Annotated in this window: 12 protein-coding genes; 9 read left to right on the plus strand and 3 right to left on the minus strand. The window is 72.8% G+C overall.

The window, feature by feature from the left end; all coding sequences use genetic code 11:
- Positions 1-139 precede the first annotated feature (139 nt).
- The 6 genes from VIM26_RS04985 (at position 140) to VIM26_RS05010 (ending at position 8,228) form a co-directional block, all read left to right on the plus strand.
- Entirely contained in the window at positions 140-637 is a 498-nt protein-coding gene (locus tag VIM26_RS04985; protein WP_331949249.1) for an NfeD family protein, read from the plus strand.
- Between the two features lie 5 nt (positions 638-642).
- Positions 643-1,755, plus strand: coding sequence for an SPFH domain-containing protein (locus VIM26_RS04990; protein WP_414696444.1), 1,113 nt, complete (start codon positions 643-645; stop codon positions 1,753-1,755).
- A gap of 151 nt (positions 1,756-1,906) precedes the next feature.
- Entirely contained in the window at positions 1,907-3,658 is a 1,752-nt protein-coding gene (locus tag VIM26_RS04995) for an ABC transporter ATP-binding protein (RefSeq protein WP_331949251.1), read from the plus strand.
- A gap of 53 nt (positions 3,659-3,711) precedes the next feature.
- A complete protein-coding gene (locus VIM26_RS05000; RefSeq protein WP_331949261.1) occupies positions 3,712-5,640 on the plus strand; it encodes an ABC transporter ATP-binding protein in 1,929 nt (642 codons plus the stop codon).
- 153 nt (positions 5,641-5,793) lie between these two features.
- Positions 5,794-6,663 (plus strand): RNA methyltransferase, encoded by an 870-nt coding sequence (locus VIM26_RS05005; RefSeq protein ID WP_331949252.1) that lies wholly within the window; start codon positions 5,794-5,796, stop codon positions 6,661-6,663.
- Positions 6,664-6,767: 104 nt separating this feature from the next.
- A complete protein-coding gene (locus VIM26_RS05010) occupies positions 6,768-8,228 on the plus strand; it encodes a nitronate monooxygenase (RefSeq protein WP_331949253.1) in 1,461 nt (486 codons plus the stop codon).
- Positions 8,229-8,285: 57 nt separating this feature from the next.
- Here VIM26_RS05010 and VIM26_RS05015 read toward each other — a convergent pair whose 3' ends face one another.
- Genes VIM26_RS05015 through VIM26_RS05025 form a run of 3 tightly spaced genes read right to left on the minus strand, consistent with a single transcriptional unit; the run spans position 8,286 to position 10,204 of the window.
- Positions 8,286-9,041: a class I SAM-dependent methyltransferase gene (locus tag VIM26_RS05015; RefSeq protein ID WP_331949254.1), complete on the minus strand. Its 756-nt coding sequence runs from the start codon at positions 9,039-9,041 to the stop codon at positions 8,286-8,288.
- A gap of 27 nt (positions 9,042-9,068) precedes the next feature.
- Positions 9,069-9,665 carry a YbaK/EbsC family protein gene (locus VIM26_RS05020; RefSeq protein WP_331949255.1) on the minus strand — a complete coding sequence of 199 codons (597 nt, stop codon included), beginning with the start codon at positions 9,663-9,665 and terminating at the stop codon, positions 9,069-9,071.
- An 11-nt stretch (positions 9,666-9,676) separates the two neighbouring features.
- Complete coding sequence (locus VIM26_RS05025) at positions 9,677-10,204, minus strand: YbhB/YbcL family Raf kinase inhibitor-like protein (RefSeq protein ID WP_331949256.1); 528 nt, start codon at positions 10,202-10,204, stop codon at positions 9,677-9,679.
- A gap of 170 nt (positions 10,205-10,374) precedes the next feature.
- On the opposite strand from VIM26_RS05025, the gene VIM26_RS05030 reads away from it, so the two are divergent.
- From VIM26_RS05030 to dnaE, 3 genes are all read left to right on the plus strand, one after another.
- Positions 10,375-11,244 (plus strand): hypothetical protein, encoded by an 870-nt coding sequence (locus VIM26_RS05030; protein WP_331949257.1) that lies wholly within the window; start codon positions 10,375-10,377, stop codon positions 11,242-11,244.
- A 10-nt stretch (positions 11,245-11,254) separates the two neighbouring features.
- On the plus strand, positions 11,255-13,051 hold the full coding sequence (locus tag VIM26_RS05035) for a DNA polymerase Y family protein (RefSeq protein ID WP_331949258.1): 1,797 nt from the start codon (positions 11,255-11,257) through the stop codon (positions 13,049-13,051).
- Positions 13,044-15,950: DNA polymerase III subunit alpha (dnaE, locus tag VIM26_RS05040; RefSeq protein ID WP_331949259.1), on the plus strand; the 2,907-nt coding region annotated here is incomplete at its 3' end. The genes VIM26_RS05035 and dnaE, both read left to right, overlap by 8 nt.

Genomic DNA, 15,950 nt, shown 5'->3' on the forward strand with positions numbered 1-15,950 from the left:
CCACACCGCCCCCGCAACCACGTTCGATTGACCCATCGAAGACCCGGCGAACACCTAAGATTGGTCCAAAGATCCTCGTCAGAGCGTTCTGTCGGCCATCAGGGCCGGTGGAGCCTCGGCGGAACGGAAGGGGCTCGTGATGGACTGGCTCTGGTGGGTCGGAGCGGCCTTGCTCTTCATCGTGATCGAGGTGATGTCGGTCAGCCTCGTGCTCGTCATGTTCGCTGGCGGCGCGTTCGCCGCCGCCGTCGCCAATGCCGTCGGAGCGCCGTTCTGGGTCCAGATCGTCGTGTTCGCCGTGGCGTCCACCGTGCTCATCGTCACGTTGCGGCCGTGGCTGCTGCCCCGACTGCGGGCCCGGACGCCGCTCATCGAGACGAACGCGGCCGCACAGGTCGGGCGCTTGGGCATCGTTGTCGTCGACGTCGGCCCGCTCGGCGGACGCGTCAAGCTCGGCGGCGAGGTCTGGACCGCCCGCACGACGCACGACGGCGTCGTGCTGCCCGCGGGTGCCGAGGTGCGCGTCGTGAAGATCGAGGGCGCGACCGCCATCGTCCGCGCCGAGACCGCCCCGACGCCGACCGACCCCACTACTCCACACGCGCCCAACCCACCGCAGTACAGGGAGAACGTATGACCCCCATGTCGTTCGGCACGATCGTCGGCTACATCGTGCTGGGGTTGTTGCTGATCCTGGTGATCGTCGCGATCGTGCGGTCCGTGCGGATCGTGCCGCAGGCCGTCGCGCTCGTCATCGAGCGGCTCGGCCGGTACTCCCGGACGCTCGAGCCCGGGCTGCACCTGCTCATTCCGTTCGTCGACCGGGTGCGGGCCGGGGTGGACATGCGCGAGCAGGTCGTCTCGTTCCCGCCGCAGCCCGTGATCACCTCCGACAACCTCGTCGTCGGCATCGACACGGTGCTCTACTTCCAGGTCACCGACCCGAAGTCCGCCGTGTACGAGATCGCCAACTACATCACCGGTATCGAGCAGCTCACGGTGACCACGCTGCGTAACGTGATCGGCTCGATGGACCTCGAGCAGACGCTGACCAGCCGCGACCAGATCAACGGTCGGCTGTCCGGGGTGCTCGACGAGGCCACCGGCAAGTGGGGCATCCGCGTGAACCGCGTCGAGCTCAAGAGCATCGACCCGCCGCAGTCCATCCAGGGCTCGATGGAGCAGCAGATGCGCGCCGAGCGTGACCGCCGTGCCGCGATCCTCACGGCCGAGGGCGTCAAGCAGTCGCAGATCCTCACGGCCGAGGGTGACAAGCAGGGCGCGATCCTGCGCGCCGAGGGATCCGCCCAGGCGGCGATCCTGCACGCCGAGGGCGAGGCTCGCGCGATCCTGCAGGTGTTCGACGCCGTCCACCGCGGCGACGCCGACCCCAAGCTGCTCGCCTACCAGTACCTGCAGATGCTGCCCAAGCTGGCGAGCACCCCCGCGAACAAGGTCTGGGTCATCCCGTCCGAGCTCACGGGCGCGCTCGGCCAGTTCACCAAGGGGTTCGGCGGTGCGATGACCGCTGGCGAGGAGGAGGAGCGCCACCCGGCAGGCTGGTCGCCGCTCGGCGCCGACCTGCCCCCGACGGCACTGACCGACCCCGCGGTCGCCCTCGCCGAGGCGCGCCGTCAGTCCCAGGCCGCCACGGCCGACGCCACCAGGGCCGGGTCGCTCAGCGGTGCCAAGTTCGACCCCGAGGCCGAGGCGGGCCAGCGCCCGACGCATCAGGACACGCCGCCCGCGCCCTGATTCTGCGCCTGGCTCGCGGGTAATTTCGCCCGTCGCGAACCATGCCACCGGCAGGGGTGCAACTGCGCCCCTCCGGTGGCATGGTTTCGCAGGTGCGCGCCGTTCTTGTGGTGAATGAGCGTGCGCCCGCGCGAACCCCTGGAGCCCCCCCGTGCTGATCCGGTTGCTCAAGCAGTACCTCCGGCCCTACCGCGCACCCATCACCGCCGTGCTCGTGCTCCAGCTCGTCCAGACCCTCGCGACGCTGTACCTGCCGAGCCTGAACGCCGACATCATCGACAAGGGCGTCGCGGTCGGCGACACGGGCTACATCCTGCACACCGGGAGCTGGATGCTGGCGATCAGCCTGCTCCAAGTCGTCTGTGCGGTCGCGGCGGTGTACTTCGGCGCCAAGGCGTCGATGGCGTTCGGCCGCGACGTGCGCGAAGGGCTGTTCACCCGGGTCCAGGACTTCTCCGCCCAGGAGATCGGGCACTTCGGGGCGCCGACCCTCATCACCCGCACGACCAACGACATCACCCAGGTCCAGATGGTCGTGCTGCTCAGCTTCACGATGATGGTGATGGCGCCGATCATGCTGGTCGGCGGCGTCGTGATGGCGCTGCGCGAGGACGTCGCACTGTCGAGGCTGCTGATCGTCGTCGTGCCCGTGCTGGGCCTGTCCGTCGGGCTGATCGTGAGCCGGATGATCCCGTACTTCCGGGCCATGCAGAAGCGGATCGACCGGATCAATGCGGTGCTGCGCGAGCAGATCACCGGTCTGCGGGTGATCCGTGCGTTCGTGCGCGAGCGCCGCGAGTCCGAGCGGTTCGCGGTCGCGAACACGGATCTGTTCGAGACGTCGGTTCGCGTCGGTCGGCTGATGGCGTTGATGTTCCCGACCGTGATGCTCGTGATGAACGCGTCCAGCGTGGGCGTGCTGTGGTTCGGCGCCGAGCGGATCGACGCCGGCCAGATGCAGATCGGGGCCCTGACCGCCTTCCTGAGCTACATCATGTACATCCTGATGTCGGTGATGATCGCCACGATGATGTTCGTGATGGTGCCGCGCGCCGTGGTCTCCTCCGAACGGATCGTGGAGGTGCTGGACACCGAGCCGTCCGTGCTGCCCCCGGTCGAGCCGGCGCTCGCGCCCGTGTTCGTCGGTCCGGGCGCCCTGCGGGGCGAGCTCGAGCTTCGCCACGCCGAGTTCCGCTACCCGGGCGCAGAGGTTGCGGTGCTCCGAGACGTCAGCCTGATTGCCCGGCCGGGGCGCACGACGGCGATCATCGGCTCGACCGGGTCCGGCAAGACGACGCTGGTGAGCCTGGTCCCGCGGCTGTTCGACGTGACGGGGGGCGCGGTGCTGATCGACGGCGTCGACGTGCGCAGCTACGAGCCCGACGACCTGTGGGCGCGGATCGGGCTGGTGCCGCAGAAGCCGTTCCTGTTCAGCGGGACCGTCGCGTCGAACCTGCGCTACGGCAAGGCCGACGCGACCGACGACGAGTTGTGGCACGCGCTCGAGGTCGCGCAGGCGCGCGACTTCGTCGAGGCGATGACCGACGGCCTCGAGGGCCGGATCTCCCAGGGCGGCGCGAACGTCTCCGGCGGTCAGCGCCAGCGACTCGCGATCGCCCGGGCCCTGGTCCGGCGGCCGTCGATCTTCCTGTTCGACGACTCCTTCTCCGCGCTCGACTTCGCGACCGACGCCGCGCTGCGGGCCGCGCTCGTGCCGGAGACCAGGGACGCCGCCGTCGTGATCGTGGCCCAGCGGGTCTCGACCATCCGGCACGCCGACCAGATCGTGGTGCTCGACGACGGCGTCGTCGTCGGCGTGGGAACGCATCTCGAACTGATGGCGACATCGCAGACGTACCGCGAGATCGTGCTCTCGCAGGTGACCGAGGAGGAGGCCGCGTGAGCGACGACGTGCGGGACGACACCGAGGCACCCGCTGTTCCGCGGCGCCCGCCGATGGGCGGCATGCGCGGACCGATGATGGGCATGGGCATGCCCGCGGAGAAGTCGATGGACTTCCGTGGTTCGGGCCGCCGACTGATCAAGGTGCTGCGCCCCGAGCGGGTGCCGGTCGCCGTCGTGATGACGCTCGCGGTGGCCTCGGTCACGCTCGTGGTGCTCGGGCCCAAGATCCTCGGCAACGCGACCGACATCATCTTCTCCGGCGTGATCGGCAAGCGGCTGCCCGCTGGGATCACCAAGGAACAGGCGATCACCGCCGCGTCCGCCCAGGGGAACGGCAAGTTCGCCGATCTGCTGCGCGGGATGGACATCGTGCCCGGCGTCGGCATCGACTTCGACCGCCTGGGCCGGCTGCTGCTCATCGTGCTCGCGATCTACGTAGGCTCGTTCCTGTTCGGCTGGCTCCAGGGCCGGCTCACGGCGGGCATCGTGCAGCGCACCACGTACACGCTGCGCTCGGACGTCGAGGCCAAGCTGTCGCGGCTGCCGCTGTCGTACTTCGACCGCCAGCAGCGCGGCGAGGTGCTCTCCCGGGTCACGAACGACATCGACAACATCGCCCAGACCATGCAGCAGACGCTGTCCCAGCTGATCACCGCGGTGCTCACCGTGCTCGGCGTGCTCGTGATGATGTTCTGGATCTCCCCGCTGCTGGCGATCGTCGCGCTCGTGACGGTGCCGCTGTCCGTGGTCATCACGGTCGCGATCGCCAAGCGCTCCCAGCCGCAGTTCGTCGGTCAGTGGGCGTGGACGGGCAAGCTCAACGCGCACATCGAGGAGATGTTCACCGGGCACGCGATCGTCAAGGTGTTCGGTCGGCAGAAGCAGGCCATCGAGACGTTCCGCGAGCAGAACGCCGAGCTGTACGCGGCGAGCTTCAAGGCCCAGTTCATCTCCGGGATCATCCAGCCGGCGATGGGTTTCCTCGCGAACCTGAACTACGTCATCGTCGCCGTCATCGGCGGGCTGCGGGTCGCGTCGGGCACGATGTCGCTCGGCGACGTGCAGGCGTTCATCCAGTACTCGCGCCAGTTCACGCAGCCGATCACGCAGATCGCCTCGATGATGAACCTGCTCCAGTCGGGGGTGGCGTCGGCCGAGCGGGTGTTCCAGCTGCTCGACGCCGAGGAGCAGCGGCCCGACCCCACGGTGCCGGCCGTGCTCGCGGTTCCGGTGCGCGGGCGGGTCGCGTTCGAGGACGTGTCGTTCCGCTACGAGGCGGACCGGCCGCTCATCGATCACCTCTCCCTGGTCGCGGAGCCCGGTCAGACGATCGCGATCGTCGGGCCGACCGGGGCGGGCAAGACCACCCTGGTGAACCTGCTCATGCGGTTCTACGAGGTGGACTCCGGACGGATCACGCTCGACGGCGTCGACGTCGCGACCACGACCCGCGACGCGCTGCGCTCGCGGATCGGCATGGTGCTGCAGGACACCTGGCTGTTCGGCGGCACGATCGCGGAGAACATCAGGTACGGCGTCGGCGAGGCGACCGACGAGCAGATGGTCGCCGCCGCGGTCGCCACGCACGTCGACCGGTTCGTGCGGACCCTGCCCGACGGCTACGCGACGGTGCTCGACGACGAGGGCGCGAACGTGAGCGCGGGGGAGAAGCAGCTCCTGACGATCGCCCGAGCGTTCCTCGCGGACCCGGCGATCCTCGTCCTGGACGAGGCGACGAGCTCGGTGGACACCCGCACCGAGGTGCTGGTCCAGCACGCGATGGCCGCGCTGCGGGTGGGCCGGACGAGCTTCGTGATCGCGCACCGGTTGTCGACGATCCGCGATGCCGACGTGATCCTGGTGATGCAGGAGGGTCGGATCGTGGAGCAGGGCAGCCACGAGGGGCTCATCGAGGCCGGCGGTGCGTACGCCGAGCTGTACGCGAGCCAGTTCGCGCTGGCGGCGGCCCCGGTCGACTGATCTTCCCCCTGGCGCCCGGGTCGCCGATCCCCGGTGCCGCCCCAAGAATGGGAAGGATGTGAGCGCGCCGCGCACACATCCTTCCCATTCCTGGTGGTCGCGCCGAACTCGGCGCGGTCCGACCCCGCACGGAACCGGTGGCAGGATCCTCGGGTGCCGATCCACCGCCTCACCACCGCCGACGACCCGCGGCTCAACGACTACCAGAGCCTGACCGACGTCGTGCTGCGCGCCAAGCACGAGCCGGCCAAGGGCCTGTACATCGCCGAGAGCTCGACCGTGATCCGCCGGGCGGTGGCCGCGGGGCACCGGCCGCGGTCCCTGCTGATGGCCGAGCGGTGGCTCGCGGACCTCGAGGACGTCATCGACGCCGTCGGCGGTGGCCCGGATGGGGACGTGCCGGTGTTCGTCGGTCCGCCCGAGGTGCTCGAAGCCGTAACCGGCTTCCACCTGCACCGCGGCGCCCTCGCGGCCATGCACCGACCGCCGCTCGAGCCCGTGCACGAGCTGCTCGCCAAGGCGCGCGGCGGCGCGGGCGCCCGACGGGTGGCCGTGCTCGAGGACATCGTCGACCACACGAACGTCGGGGCCATCTTCCGCAGCGCAGCGGCGCTGGGCGTCGATGCGGTCCTGGTCAGCCCGCGGTGCGCGGACCCCCTGTACCGACGAGCGGTGCGGGTCTCGATGGGGACGGTCTTCCAGGTCCCGTGGACCCGCCTCGAGTCCTGGCCGGGCGGCCTGGACGACCTGCGGAACGACGGTTTCACGATCGCGGCGCTCGCCCTGTCCGACGACGCGGTCACGCTCGACGAGCTCGCCGCCTCACCCGGCGTGCTCGCCCCGGACTCCCGGCTCGCGCTCGTGCTCGGCACCGAGGGGGACGGGCTCTCGCGGGCCGCGGTCGGTGCGGCGGACGTCGTCGTCCGGATCCCGATGGCGGGCGGGGTGGACTCGCTGAACGTCGCGGCGGCCTCGGCGGTCGCGTTCTGGGCGACCCGGCTGGAGATGTCCGATGCTCCCTAGGACCTAAGTCCCGAGCGCAAGGGGGACTCGGTGCCGCAAACTTACGGTAGCGTAAGTTACGATTCCGTAGGTTTATTGGAGAAGGTTCAGCTGGAGGTTCTGCCATGGCCACGATGACCACCGACGGTGCCGAACGCGCCCATACGACGGACGGACGGGCGCTGCCCTCCGTCATCCAGGGCGGGATGGGCGTCGCCGTCTCCTCGTGGCAGCTTGCCCGGGCCGTGTCGCAGACCGGACAGCTGGGCGTCGTGTCCGGCACCGCGCTCGACGTCGTGCTGGCGCGGCGCCTTCAGGACGGCGACCCCGGCGGTGACATGCGCCGCGCGATGGACGCCTTTCCCGAGCAGGCGATGGTGCACCGAGTGCTGCGCAAGTTCTTCGTCGAGGGCGGCAAGGAAGCCGACAAGCCGTACCGCCCGGTCCCCAAGCTGGGCACCCACACCACGTCGCGCGCGCTCGAGCTCGCGGTGGTCGCCAACTTCACCGAGGTGTGGCTGGCCAAGGAGGGCCACGACGGCCTGGTCGGGATCAACTTCCTGGAGAAGGTCCAGATGGCGACCCCGAGCGCGGCGTACGGCGCCATGCTCGCGAGTGTCGACTACGTGCTCATGGGTGCCGGGATCCCCACCGAGATCCCCCGGCTGCTGAACCAGCTCTCGCGTCATGAGGCGTGCTCGCTGAGCCTGCACGTCGACGGTTCGACCGAGCCGTTCACCGTGGGGATCGACCCCGAGGCCCTCACCGGTGGTGGGCTCGCCCCGCTGCTCCGACCCCGCTTCCTGGCGATCGTGTCCGCGCACATCCTCGCCGCCTACCTGGCCAAGGACCCCTCGACCCGGCCCGACGGGTTCGTCGTCGAGGGTCCCGTCGCCGGCGGGCACAACGCGCCCCCGCGTGGGCGCCTGGTGCTCGACGACGACGGGCAGCCGGTCTTCGGCCCGCGCGACGAGGCCAACCTTGCCAAGGTCGCCGAGGTCGGGCTGCCGTTCTGGCTCGCCGGCGGGTACTGCACTCCGGCGCACCTGAACCAGGCGATGCTGGCCGGCGCCGCGGGCGTCCAGGTGGGCACCCTGTTCGCGCTGTCGAAGGAGTCCGGGCTCGCCGACACGTTGCGCAAGGAGATGCTCAACGACCTCGCGGAGGGCAAGCTCGAGGTCCGCACCGACCCGCTCGCCTCCCCGACCGGCTTTCCGTTCAAGGTCGCGACCGTCCCGGGCACGCAGTCCGACGAGACCATGTACGAGGCCCGGCCGCGGCTGTGCGACATCGGCCACCTGCGCGTCCCGTACGAGCGCTCGCCCGGCGTCGTCGGCTACCGCTGTCCGTCCGAGCCCGTCGACGTCTACGTCCGCAAGGGCGGCAAGATCGAAGACACCGTCGGGCGCAAGTGCCTGTGCAACGCGCTGATGGCCAACGTCGAGCTCGGACAGACCCGCAAGGACGGCTACCGCGAGGAGGCACTCGTGACCCTCGGTGCGGACCTCGCCGGGGTCACCGAGCTGCTGGCCGCGAACCCCGAGGGCTGGTGCGCCGCCGACGCCGTCGGCTACCTCGTGGGGTAGCAATCCGCGCAGCGTTGCTGGTGGGGGCCGAGCAGCGCGGATCGGACCCGAGCGCGCTCAGTCCCGTGCGGCGGCGAGCAGCAAGAACACCGGCACGCGGCGGCGGCGCGCGAGCTCGGCGGCGTCGCCGTCGAAGCGCGCCGGCACCGGCTCGCACTCCCTGAGCCCGGTCAGCCGGAACCCGGCCGCGGCGATCTCCCGCACGTAGTCCTCGGTGGTCCGGTGGTGCCAGGTGACCGTGCTGCCCATCCAGGCGCGCTCGCGGGGACCCGGGACGAAGAAGTCGTCGACGAGCCAGCTGGTCCGCAGTCCCGGCGCGACCTGCGCCTGCCGGGCGGTGATCACCGGGTGCACGACCGTGACCAGCAGCTGCCCGCCGGGAGCCAGGCTGCGCCGGCAGGCGGCGAGCGTCGGTCCGAGGTCGGCGAGGTAGTGCAACGCCATGCGGGAGACCACGACGTCGAACGCGCCGGGTTCCGCGTCGAAGTCCTCGAGGTCCCCGAGCACGACCGCCCCGCCGGTGCCCGCGAGCACATCCCGCGCGCGCCCGACCATCGCGTTCGAGCCGTCGACCCCGAGGTAGGACCGGGCCCCGGTGGCGAGCGCCGTCCGCCCGAACGTGGCGTCGCCGCAGCCCAGGTCGAGGACGCGCTTGCCCGCGAGCGAGCCGAGCTCGGCCAGCACGGCCGGCTCCTCCATGACGATGTTCGCGCTGCTCGTGCCGCCGTGGCGATGCTCGCGGTACGTCTCGAACACCCCCGGTGCGTCGTAGAACGAACCGCCACGCACCGGGGTACCGCCGTCGTCGCTCATCGGCGAGGAGCCTAGTGCCGCGCCGGGTCAGTCGATCGCGAGGTCCTCGACCACCTCGGCGCCCGGCAGTCCGGCGAGCAACGAGCCGGGCAGGGCGATCTTGGAGCGCCGCAGGCCGCTGCCGATGATGACGACCCCGCCGGAGGGGTCGGTCGCGCCGCCGTCGGCCGGGTCGGCGACCACGACGCGGGAGTCGACGAGCACGCGCCAGGCCGACGGCAGCCCGACGGGCGTGATGCCGCCGTACTCCATCGCGGACTCCTCGGTCGCGCGGTCCGTCGAGAGGAAGGACGCCTTGCGCACGTCGAGCAGGCGCTTGACCGCGCTGTTGACGTCCGCGCGCGTGGTCGCCAGCACGACGGCGGCCGCGATGCGCTCCTCGCCCGAGCGCCGCCCCGCGACGACCACGCAGTTCGCCGACGCGGCGGGCGGCAGGTCGTACGCGGCGGTCAGCGCGGCCGTGTCGGCGAGCTCCGGGTCGATCTCCGCGACCGCGACCCGCTCGGCGACGCTCGGGTCCAGCGCCGCCCAGGTGAGCAGCGCGGCGTACGTGCCGGGCGCGAGCAGCTCGGGGTGCTCGACGGCGGGCAGCCAGGTCAGGCTCCCGATCGAGGCCAGCGTCATGGACGCACCCACTAGCGCTGGAACGTCGGGGTCAGCACGGCGCGGCCGATCGTGTGGAACAGGGTGTTGAAGGCCACCGCGGTAGGGGTGGCCTCGGGCGTCAGGCCGAGGCTCTCGACGTCGAGGGCGTGCACCGCGAAGACATACCGGTGCGCGCGGTCCCCGGGCGGGGGCGCGGCGCCGGTGTAGCCCGCGCCGCCGCCGTCGTGCCGGGCCTGCAGGGCGGGCAGGGGCAGGCGCGCGCCGTCCGGCTGGCCGGCGCCGGTGGCCAGCGTCGTGATTGTCGCGGGCAGGTCGAAGACGGTCCAGTGCCAGTACCCCGCGGGGGTCGGGGCGTCCGGGTCGAAGCAGTTCACGACGAACGAGCGCGTTCCCGCGGGAATGTCCTCCCAGCGCAGGTGCGGGGAGACGTCACCCGCGTCCGAGTGCTGGTCGGCGAGCGGGGCGCCGTCGGCGACGTCGTCGCTCACCAGGGTGAACGACGGCACGCGGGGGAGCAGCGCGTACGGGTCGGGGGCAATCGGGCGGGTGAGGTCCATCGGGCCATCATGTCTGACCGCACCGACATAGTGGCTCACGGACGGCGAGTCGTGGCCCGGCGTGAGGCATCGGGGCGGTTGACAGCCGGGCGTTGGGGTCGTCTACTAGAGGGAAGGATAGAACGCATGTTCTAAAACGAGCAGAACATGGCAAAAGGTGGGAGGGCGACGTGACGACCGTGAAGGACCGCTCCCTCCGCGCGCGGGAGGCGTTGCGGCGCGCCGAGCTGCGTACCGGGGCGCGGAGCATGCCGGCCTCCGCGCTCGCCGCTACACCCGCGCTCGCGGTACCCGCGCTCGCTGCACCTACGTCCGCGGCACCCGTTCAGGTCTCGCCCAGGGTGCCGGTCTCGCCCCAGGTCCTCGCGCCATCGCGCCCGCGCCATCGCGGTCGGGCGGGTCATCCCGACCGGCCGCCGCTGCCCGTCGCGGCACCCCTGGCGCACCTGCTGCCCGAGGGGGCGCTGCACCGCGGGGGCACCCTCGTGGTGACCGGGTCCACCTCGCTCGTGCTTGCGCTGGTCGCCCGCGCCTCGCGCGAGGGGGCCTGGGTGGCCGTGGTCGGTCTGCCCGGGGTCGGGGTCCTCGCCGCGCAGCAGGCCGGCGTCGAGCTCGACCGCCTGGCCCTCGTCCCGCGCCCGGGACCGGATGCGCCGACCGTGCTGGCCGCGCTCCTCGACGGCGTCGACCTGGTGATCGTCGGTTCCGCCGCGGCGCTCGTGGACTCCGATCGGCGCCGCCTCATGGCGCGGGCCCGGGAGCGCGGTGCGGTGCTGCTGTCGACCGCACCCTGGCCGGGCGCACACCTCGTGCTCACCGCCGAGGCCACCGGCTGGACGGGGCTCGGCGCCGGGTACGGGCACCTGCGCAGCCACCGGCTGGCCGTGACTCGCGGCGGGCGCGGCAGTGCGGGCCGTCCCGTCCGGGCCGAGGTGGTCCTGCCGGTGCTCGAGCAGGCCGGCTCGCCGATCGATCCGCCGGGCCTGGTTCCGGCGGTCCCAGCGGCCGACGACGGCGCACCGCTGCGGCTGGTCGGTTGAGGCGTCGGCGATGAGCACGCGAACCCCGATCAGCACGCGAACTCCCGACCGGACCCGAGCCCCGGGGAGCGCCGCCGTCCGCACGGCCGTGCTGTGGGTGCCGGACTGGCCGGTGATCGCCGCGATGGCGGACGGGCAGACCGACGCCGACCAGCCCGCCGCGGTGCACGACGGGCGCCGGATCACGGCCGTCTCCGCCCTCGCCAGGACCCAGGGGGTGCGCCGCGGCATGCGCCGGCGCCAGGCGCAGGAGTGCTGCCCCGAGCTCGTGCTGCTCACGGTCGACGAGGGGCGCGACACGCGCACCTTCGAGCCGGTCGCCGCGGCCGCCGAGACCGTGGTCGCGGGGCTGGAGGTGGCGCGCCCGGGGCTGCTGCTGCTCCCGGCCGGCGGCGCGAGCCGCTTCCACGGGTCCGAGCAGGCGCTCGCCGAGGAGCTCGTGGTACGGGTGGCCGAGCACACCGGGCACGAGTGCCAGGTGGGCGTGGCCGACGGCGTGCTGGCGGCGATCCTCGCGGCGCGCGCCTCGTGCGTGGTGCCGCCCGAGCGCACGCGGGCATTCCTCGACCCGCTCGCCGTCGACGAGCTGGTGCACGCCGCGATGGGGGACCGGGCGGTGGCGGAGGTCGCCACCCTGCTGGACCTGTTGCACCGGCTCGGGCTGCGCACCCTGGGCGACCTGGCGGCGCTCCCGGCCGCCGATGTCGAGGCGCGGTTCGGGCGGCTCGGTACCTGGGCGCACCGGATGGCGTGTGGCCAGGACGTGCGACCGCCGGTCCGCCGGCGCCTCGAGCCCGACATCGAGGTCGGCTGCGAGCTCGATCCGCCCGCGGAACGGATCGATGCCGCGGCGTTCGCCGCCCGACGCCTCGCCGAGCAGCTCCAGGCGATGCTGCTGGAACGGTCGGTGAGCTGCGGGCGGCTCCGGATCACCGCGCGCACCGACGCGGGGGAGGAGCTCGTGCGCACCTGGCGCACCGATGCCGGCGGGCTCGGCGGGCTGAGTCCCGCGCGGATCACGGACCGGGTGCGCTGGCAGCTCGAGGGCTGGCTGTCGGGCAGCGCCCTGCGGGGGTCGGGCGGGTCGGATGGCTCGGGTGAGGTCGGTGGCTCGCACTCGCGCTCGCGCGGGAATGGGAATGGGATTCGGAATCGGAACCGACATGGCCACGGCCGTGGCGCCGGGGCCGGGACCTCTCCCGCGCCCGCGGCCCTGGTGCGGATCGGGATTGCGGCCGAGGAGGTGGCCCCCGCCGGCGCCGAGCAGGGACAGCTGTGGGGCGGGGCCAGCGGCGGCGACCTGCGCGCCCACCGCGCGCTGCTGCGCGTGCAGGGCCTGCTCGGCGGTGACGGGGTCCTGGTGGCCGCGTTGCAGGGTGGGCGCGATGTGCGGGACCAGGTCCACCTGGTGCCGTGGGGTGATGCCCAGACGCCGCCGCGCGCCGCGGACCGGCCGTGGCCCGGCCGGCTGCCCGAGCCGGCTCCCGCGACCGTGCTCGTGGAGCCCGCGCGGGTCGAGGTGCTCGATGTCGGCGGGCTCGCCGTGCGGGTGGACGCGCGGCTGGCGATGAGCGCGCCGCCGGTCGCGGTGCGCTGGGCCGTCGATCCGCGCGGTACCGCTCCGCTCGGTCCGGACGGCGGTCCGCACCCCGTGGTGGCGTGGGCCGGGCCGTGGCCGATGGTCGAGCGCTGGTGGAGCGAGACGCCGCGGCGCCGGGTGCACCTGCAGGTCGCGCTCGCGGACGGCCGGGCGCTGCTCCTCGCGTGCACGGGCGGCGCCTGGACGTGCGAGGCGATCTATGACTGAGCCCCGCCCGACGAAGGCCGGCCCGAGCGCCCGCCCGAGCACGCCCCGCTACGCCGAGCTGCACGCGCACACGGCCTTCAGCTTCCTCGACGGGGCCAGCCAGCCCGAGGAGCTCGCCGCCGAGGCCGCGCGCCTGGGCCTGTCCGCGCTCGCGGTCACCGACCACGACGGGCTGTACGGCGTCGTGCGGTTCGCCCAGGCCGCGCGCGCCGTCGGCCTGCCCACGATCTTCGGCGCCGAGCTGCACCTGCCCGCCACCGACGTCCGGGGCGCGCAGGTGCTCGACCCGCCCACCGGCGTGCCCGACCCGCGCTCGACCCACCTGCTCGTGCTCGCCCGCGGCCCCGACGGCTACCGCAACCTCTCGCGCGCGATCGCGACCGCACACCTGGCGACGGGGGAGAAGGGCGCCGCGGCCTACCGGCTCGAGGAGCTCGCGCAGGAGGCGGCCGGGCAGTGGCTCGTCCTGACGGGGTGCCGCAAGAGCGCGGTGCGCCGCACCCTCGAGGGTGCTCCCGGCTCCCCGACGGCGGGCCGGAACCGGTCCGACCGGGAAAGAGCAGCGCGCGGCGAGCTCGACCGCCTGGTGGCCCTGTTCGGCCGGGACAACGTCGCGGTCGAGGTCACCGACACCGGCGACCCGATGGACTCCGAACGCATCGATGCGCTCGCCGGCCTCGCCGCGTCGTCGGGCCTGCCGCTCGTCGCGACCGGCAACGTGCACTACGCGACGCCGCGGGACGCCGACCTGGCCGGTGCGCTGGCCGCCGTGCGGGCACGGTCGTCCCTGGAGGACCTCGACGGCTGGCTGCCCGCCACCGGCGGGGCGCACCTGCGGTCCGCGGCCGAGATGCTCGCCCGGCACGCGCGGTACCCGCACGCGGTGACGAACGCGGCCGCGCTGGGCGCGCAGTGCGCGTTCGATCTGCACCTGGTCGCCCCCGCGCTGCCGCCGTACCCGGTGCCGCCCGGCCACACCGAGGCGACCTGGCTGCGCGAGCTGACCTGGCGCGGGGCGGCGCGCCGGTACGGCCCGCGCGAGTCGGAGCGGGTGCCGGGTGCCTACGCGCAGATCGCGCGCGAGCTCGACGTCATCGAGAGCCTCACCTTCCCCGGGTACTTCCTGATCGTGCACGACCTGGTCGAGTTCTGCCGCGAGAACGGCATCCTGTGCCAGGGGCGGGGGTCGGCCGCGAACTCGGCGGTCTGCTACGCGCTGGGGGTCACGGCCGTGGACGCGGTCCGGCACGGCCTGCTCTTCGAGCGGTTCCTGGCACCCGAGCGCGACGGCCCGCCGGACATCGACGTCGACATCGAGTCCGGGCGCCGCGAGGAGGTCATCCAGTACGTCTACGCCAAGCACGGGCGCACGCACGCCGCGCAGGTCGCGAACGTCATCTCCTACCGCCCGCGCTCCGCGGTGCGCGACGCCGCCCGCGCGCTCGGGTTCGACGTCGGGCAGCAGGACGCCTGGAGCAAGAGCATCGAGCGCTGGGGGAGCCTGCGCGGTGCGGCCCCCGCCGTCCCCATCCCCGGCGCCGGACCGGTCAAGTCCGCCTGGGGGAGCCCCTACGACGACGTCGCGGGCGCCGTCTCGGACGACAGGCACGACGTCGTCCCGGCGCTGCGCCCGCCGCCCGCGAGCGACCTCGACGAGATCCCGGCACCGGTGCTCGACCTCGCCGAGCGCTTCCTTCGGTTGCCCCGGCACCTGGGCATCCACTCCGGCGGCATGGTGCTGTGCGACCGGCCGGTGATCGAGGTCTGCCCCGTGGAGTGGGCCCGGATGCCCGGGCGCACCGTGCTCCAGTGGGACAAGGACGACTGCGCCGACGCGGGGCTGGTGAAGTTCGACCTGCTCGGCCTGGGCATGCTCACCGCGCTGCAGATCGCGTTCAACCTGGCCCGCGAGCACGAGGGCGTCGAGCTCGACCTGCACGGCCTGCCGCAGGAGGACCCGCTCGTGTACGACCTGCTGTGCGCGGCGGACACGGTCGGGGTGTTCCAGGTCGAGTCCCGCGCCCAGATGTCCACGCTGCCCCGACTGCGACCGCGGGCCTTCTACGACATCGTCGTGGAGGTCGCCCTCATCCGGCCCGGGCCGATCCAGGGCGGCTCGGTCCATCCGTACATCAACCGCGCCCAGGGCCGCGAGAAGGTCACCTACCTGCACCCCTTGCTCGAGAAGTCGCTCGCCAAGACCCTCGGCGTGCCGCTGTTCCAGGAGCAGCTCATGCAGATGGCGATCGACGTGGCCGACTTCACCGGCGCCGAGGCGGACCAGCTGCGCCGGGCGATGGGCTCCAAGCGGTCCACCGAGAAGATGGAGGCGCTGCACGCGCGCCTGCTCAAAGGCATGGCGGCGAAGGGGATCGGGCGCGAGGTCGGGGAGCAGATCTTCGACAAGCTCAAGGCGTTCGCGGACTTCGGCTTCCCGGAGTCGCACGCCTACTCCTTCGCCTACCTCGTGTACGCGAGCGCCTGGCTCAAGGTGCACCACCCGGCGGCGTTCTACGCGGGGCTGCTGGCCGCCCAGCCGATGGGCTTCTACTCCCCGCAGACCCTGGTGGCCGACGCGCGGCGGCACGGGCTGACCGCGCTGCGCCCCGACGTGCTCGCCTCGGGGGTGCAGGCCGGGCTCGAACGGGTCCCGGGCGCCGCGGGTCCGGTGCTGCCGCTCGCACCGCTGCCGGGGGGCAGTGCGGTACGGCCGAGCCTCGCCGCTCCCGGCATGACGTCCGACGACGGCGGCGCGCTCGCCGTCCGGCTCGGTCTCGCCTCGGTGCGCGGGGTGAGCGAGGACGCCGCGACCGCGATCGTGGCCGAGCGCACCGCGAACGGGCCGTTCGTCGACATGGCCGACCTGGCCCGGCGGGTGCGGCTGACGACCGCTCAGCTC

Origin of the sequence: Pengzhenrongella sp., from assembly GCF_036565025.1 — a bacterium.
Taxonomy (GTDB): Bacteria; Actinomycetota; Actinomycetes; order Actinomycetales; family Cellulomonadaceae; genus Pengzhenrongella.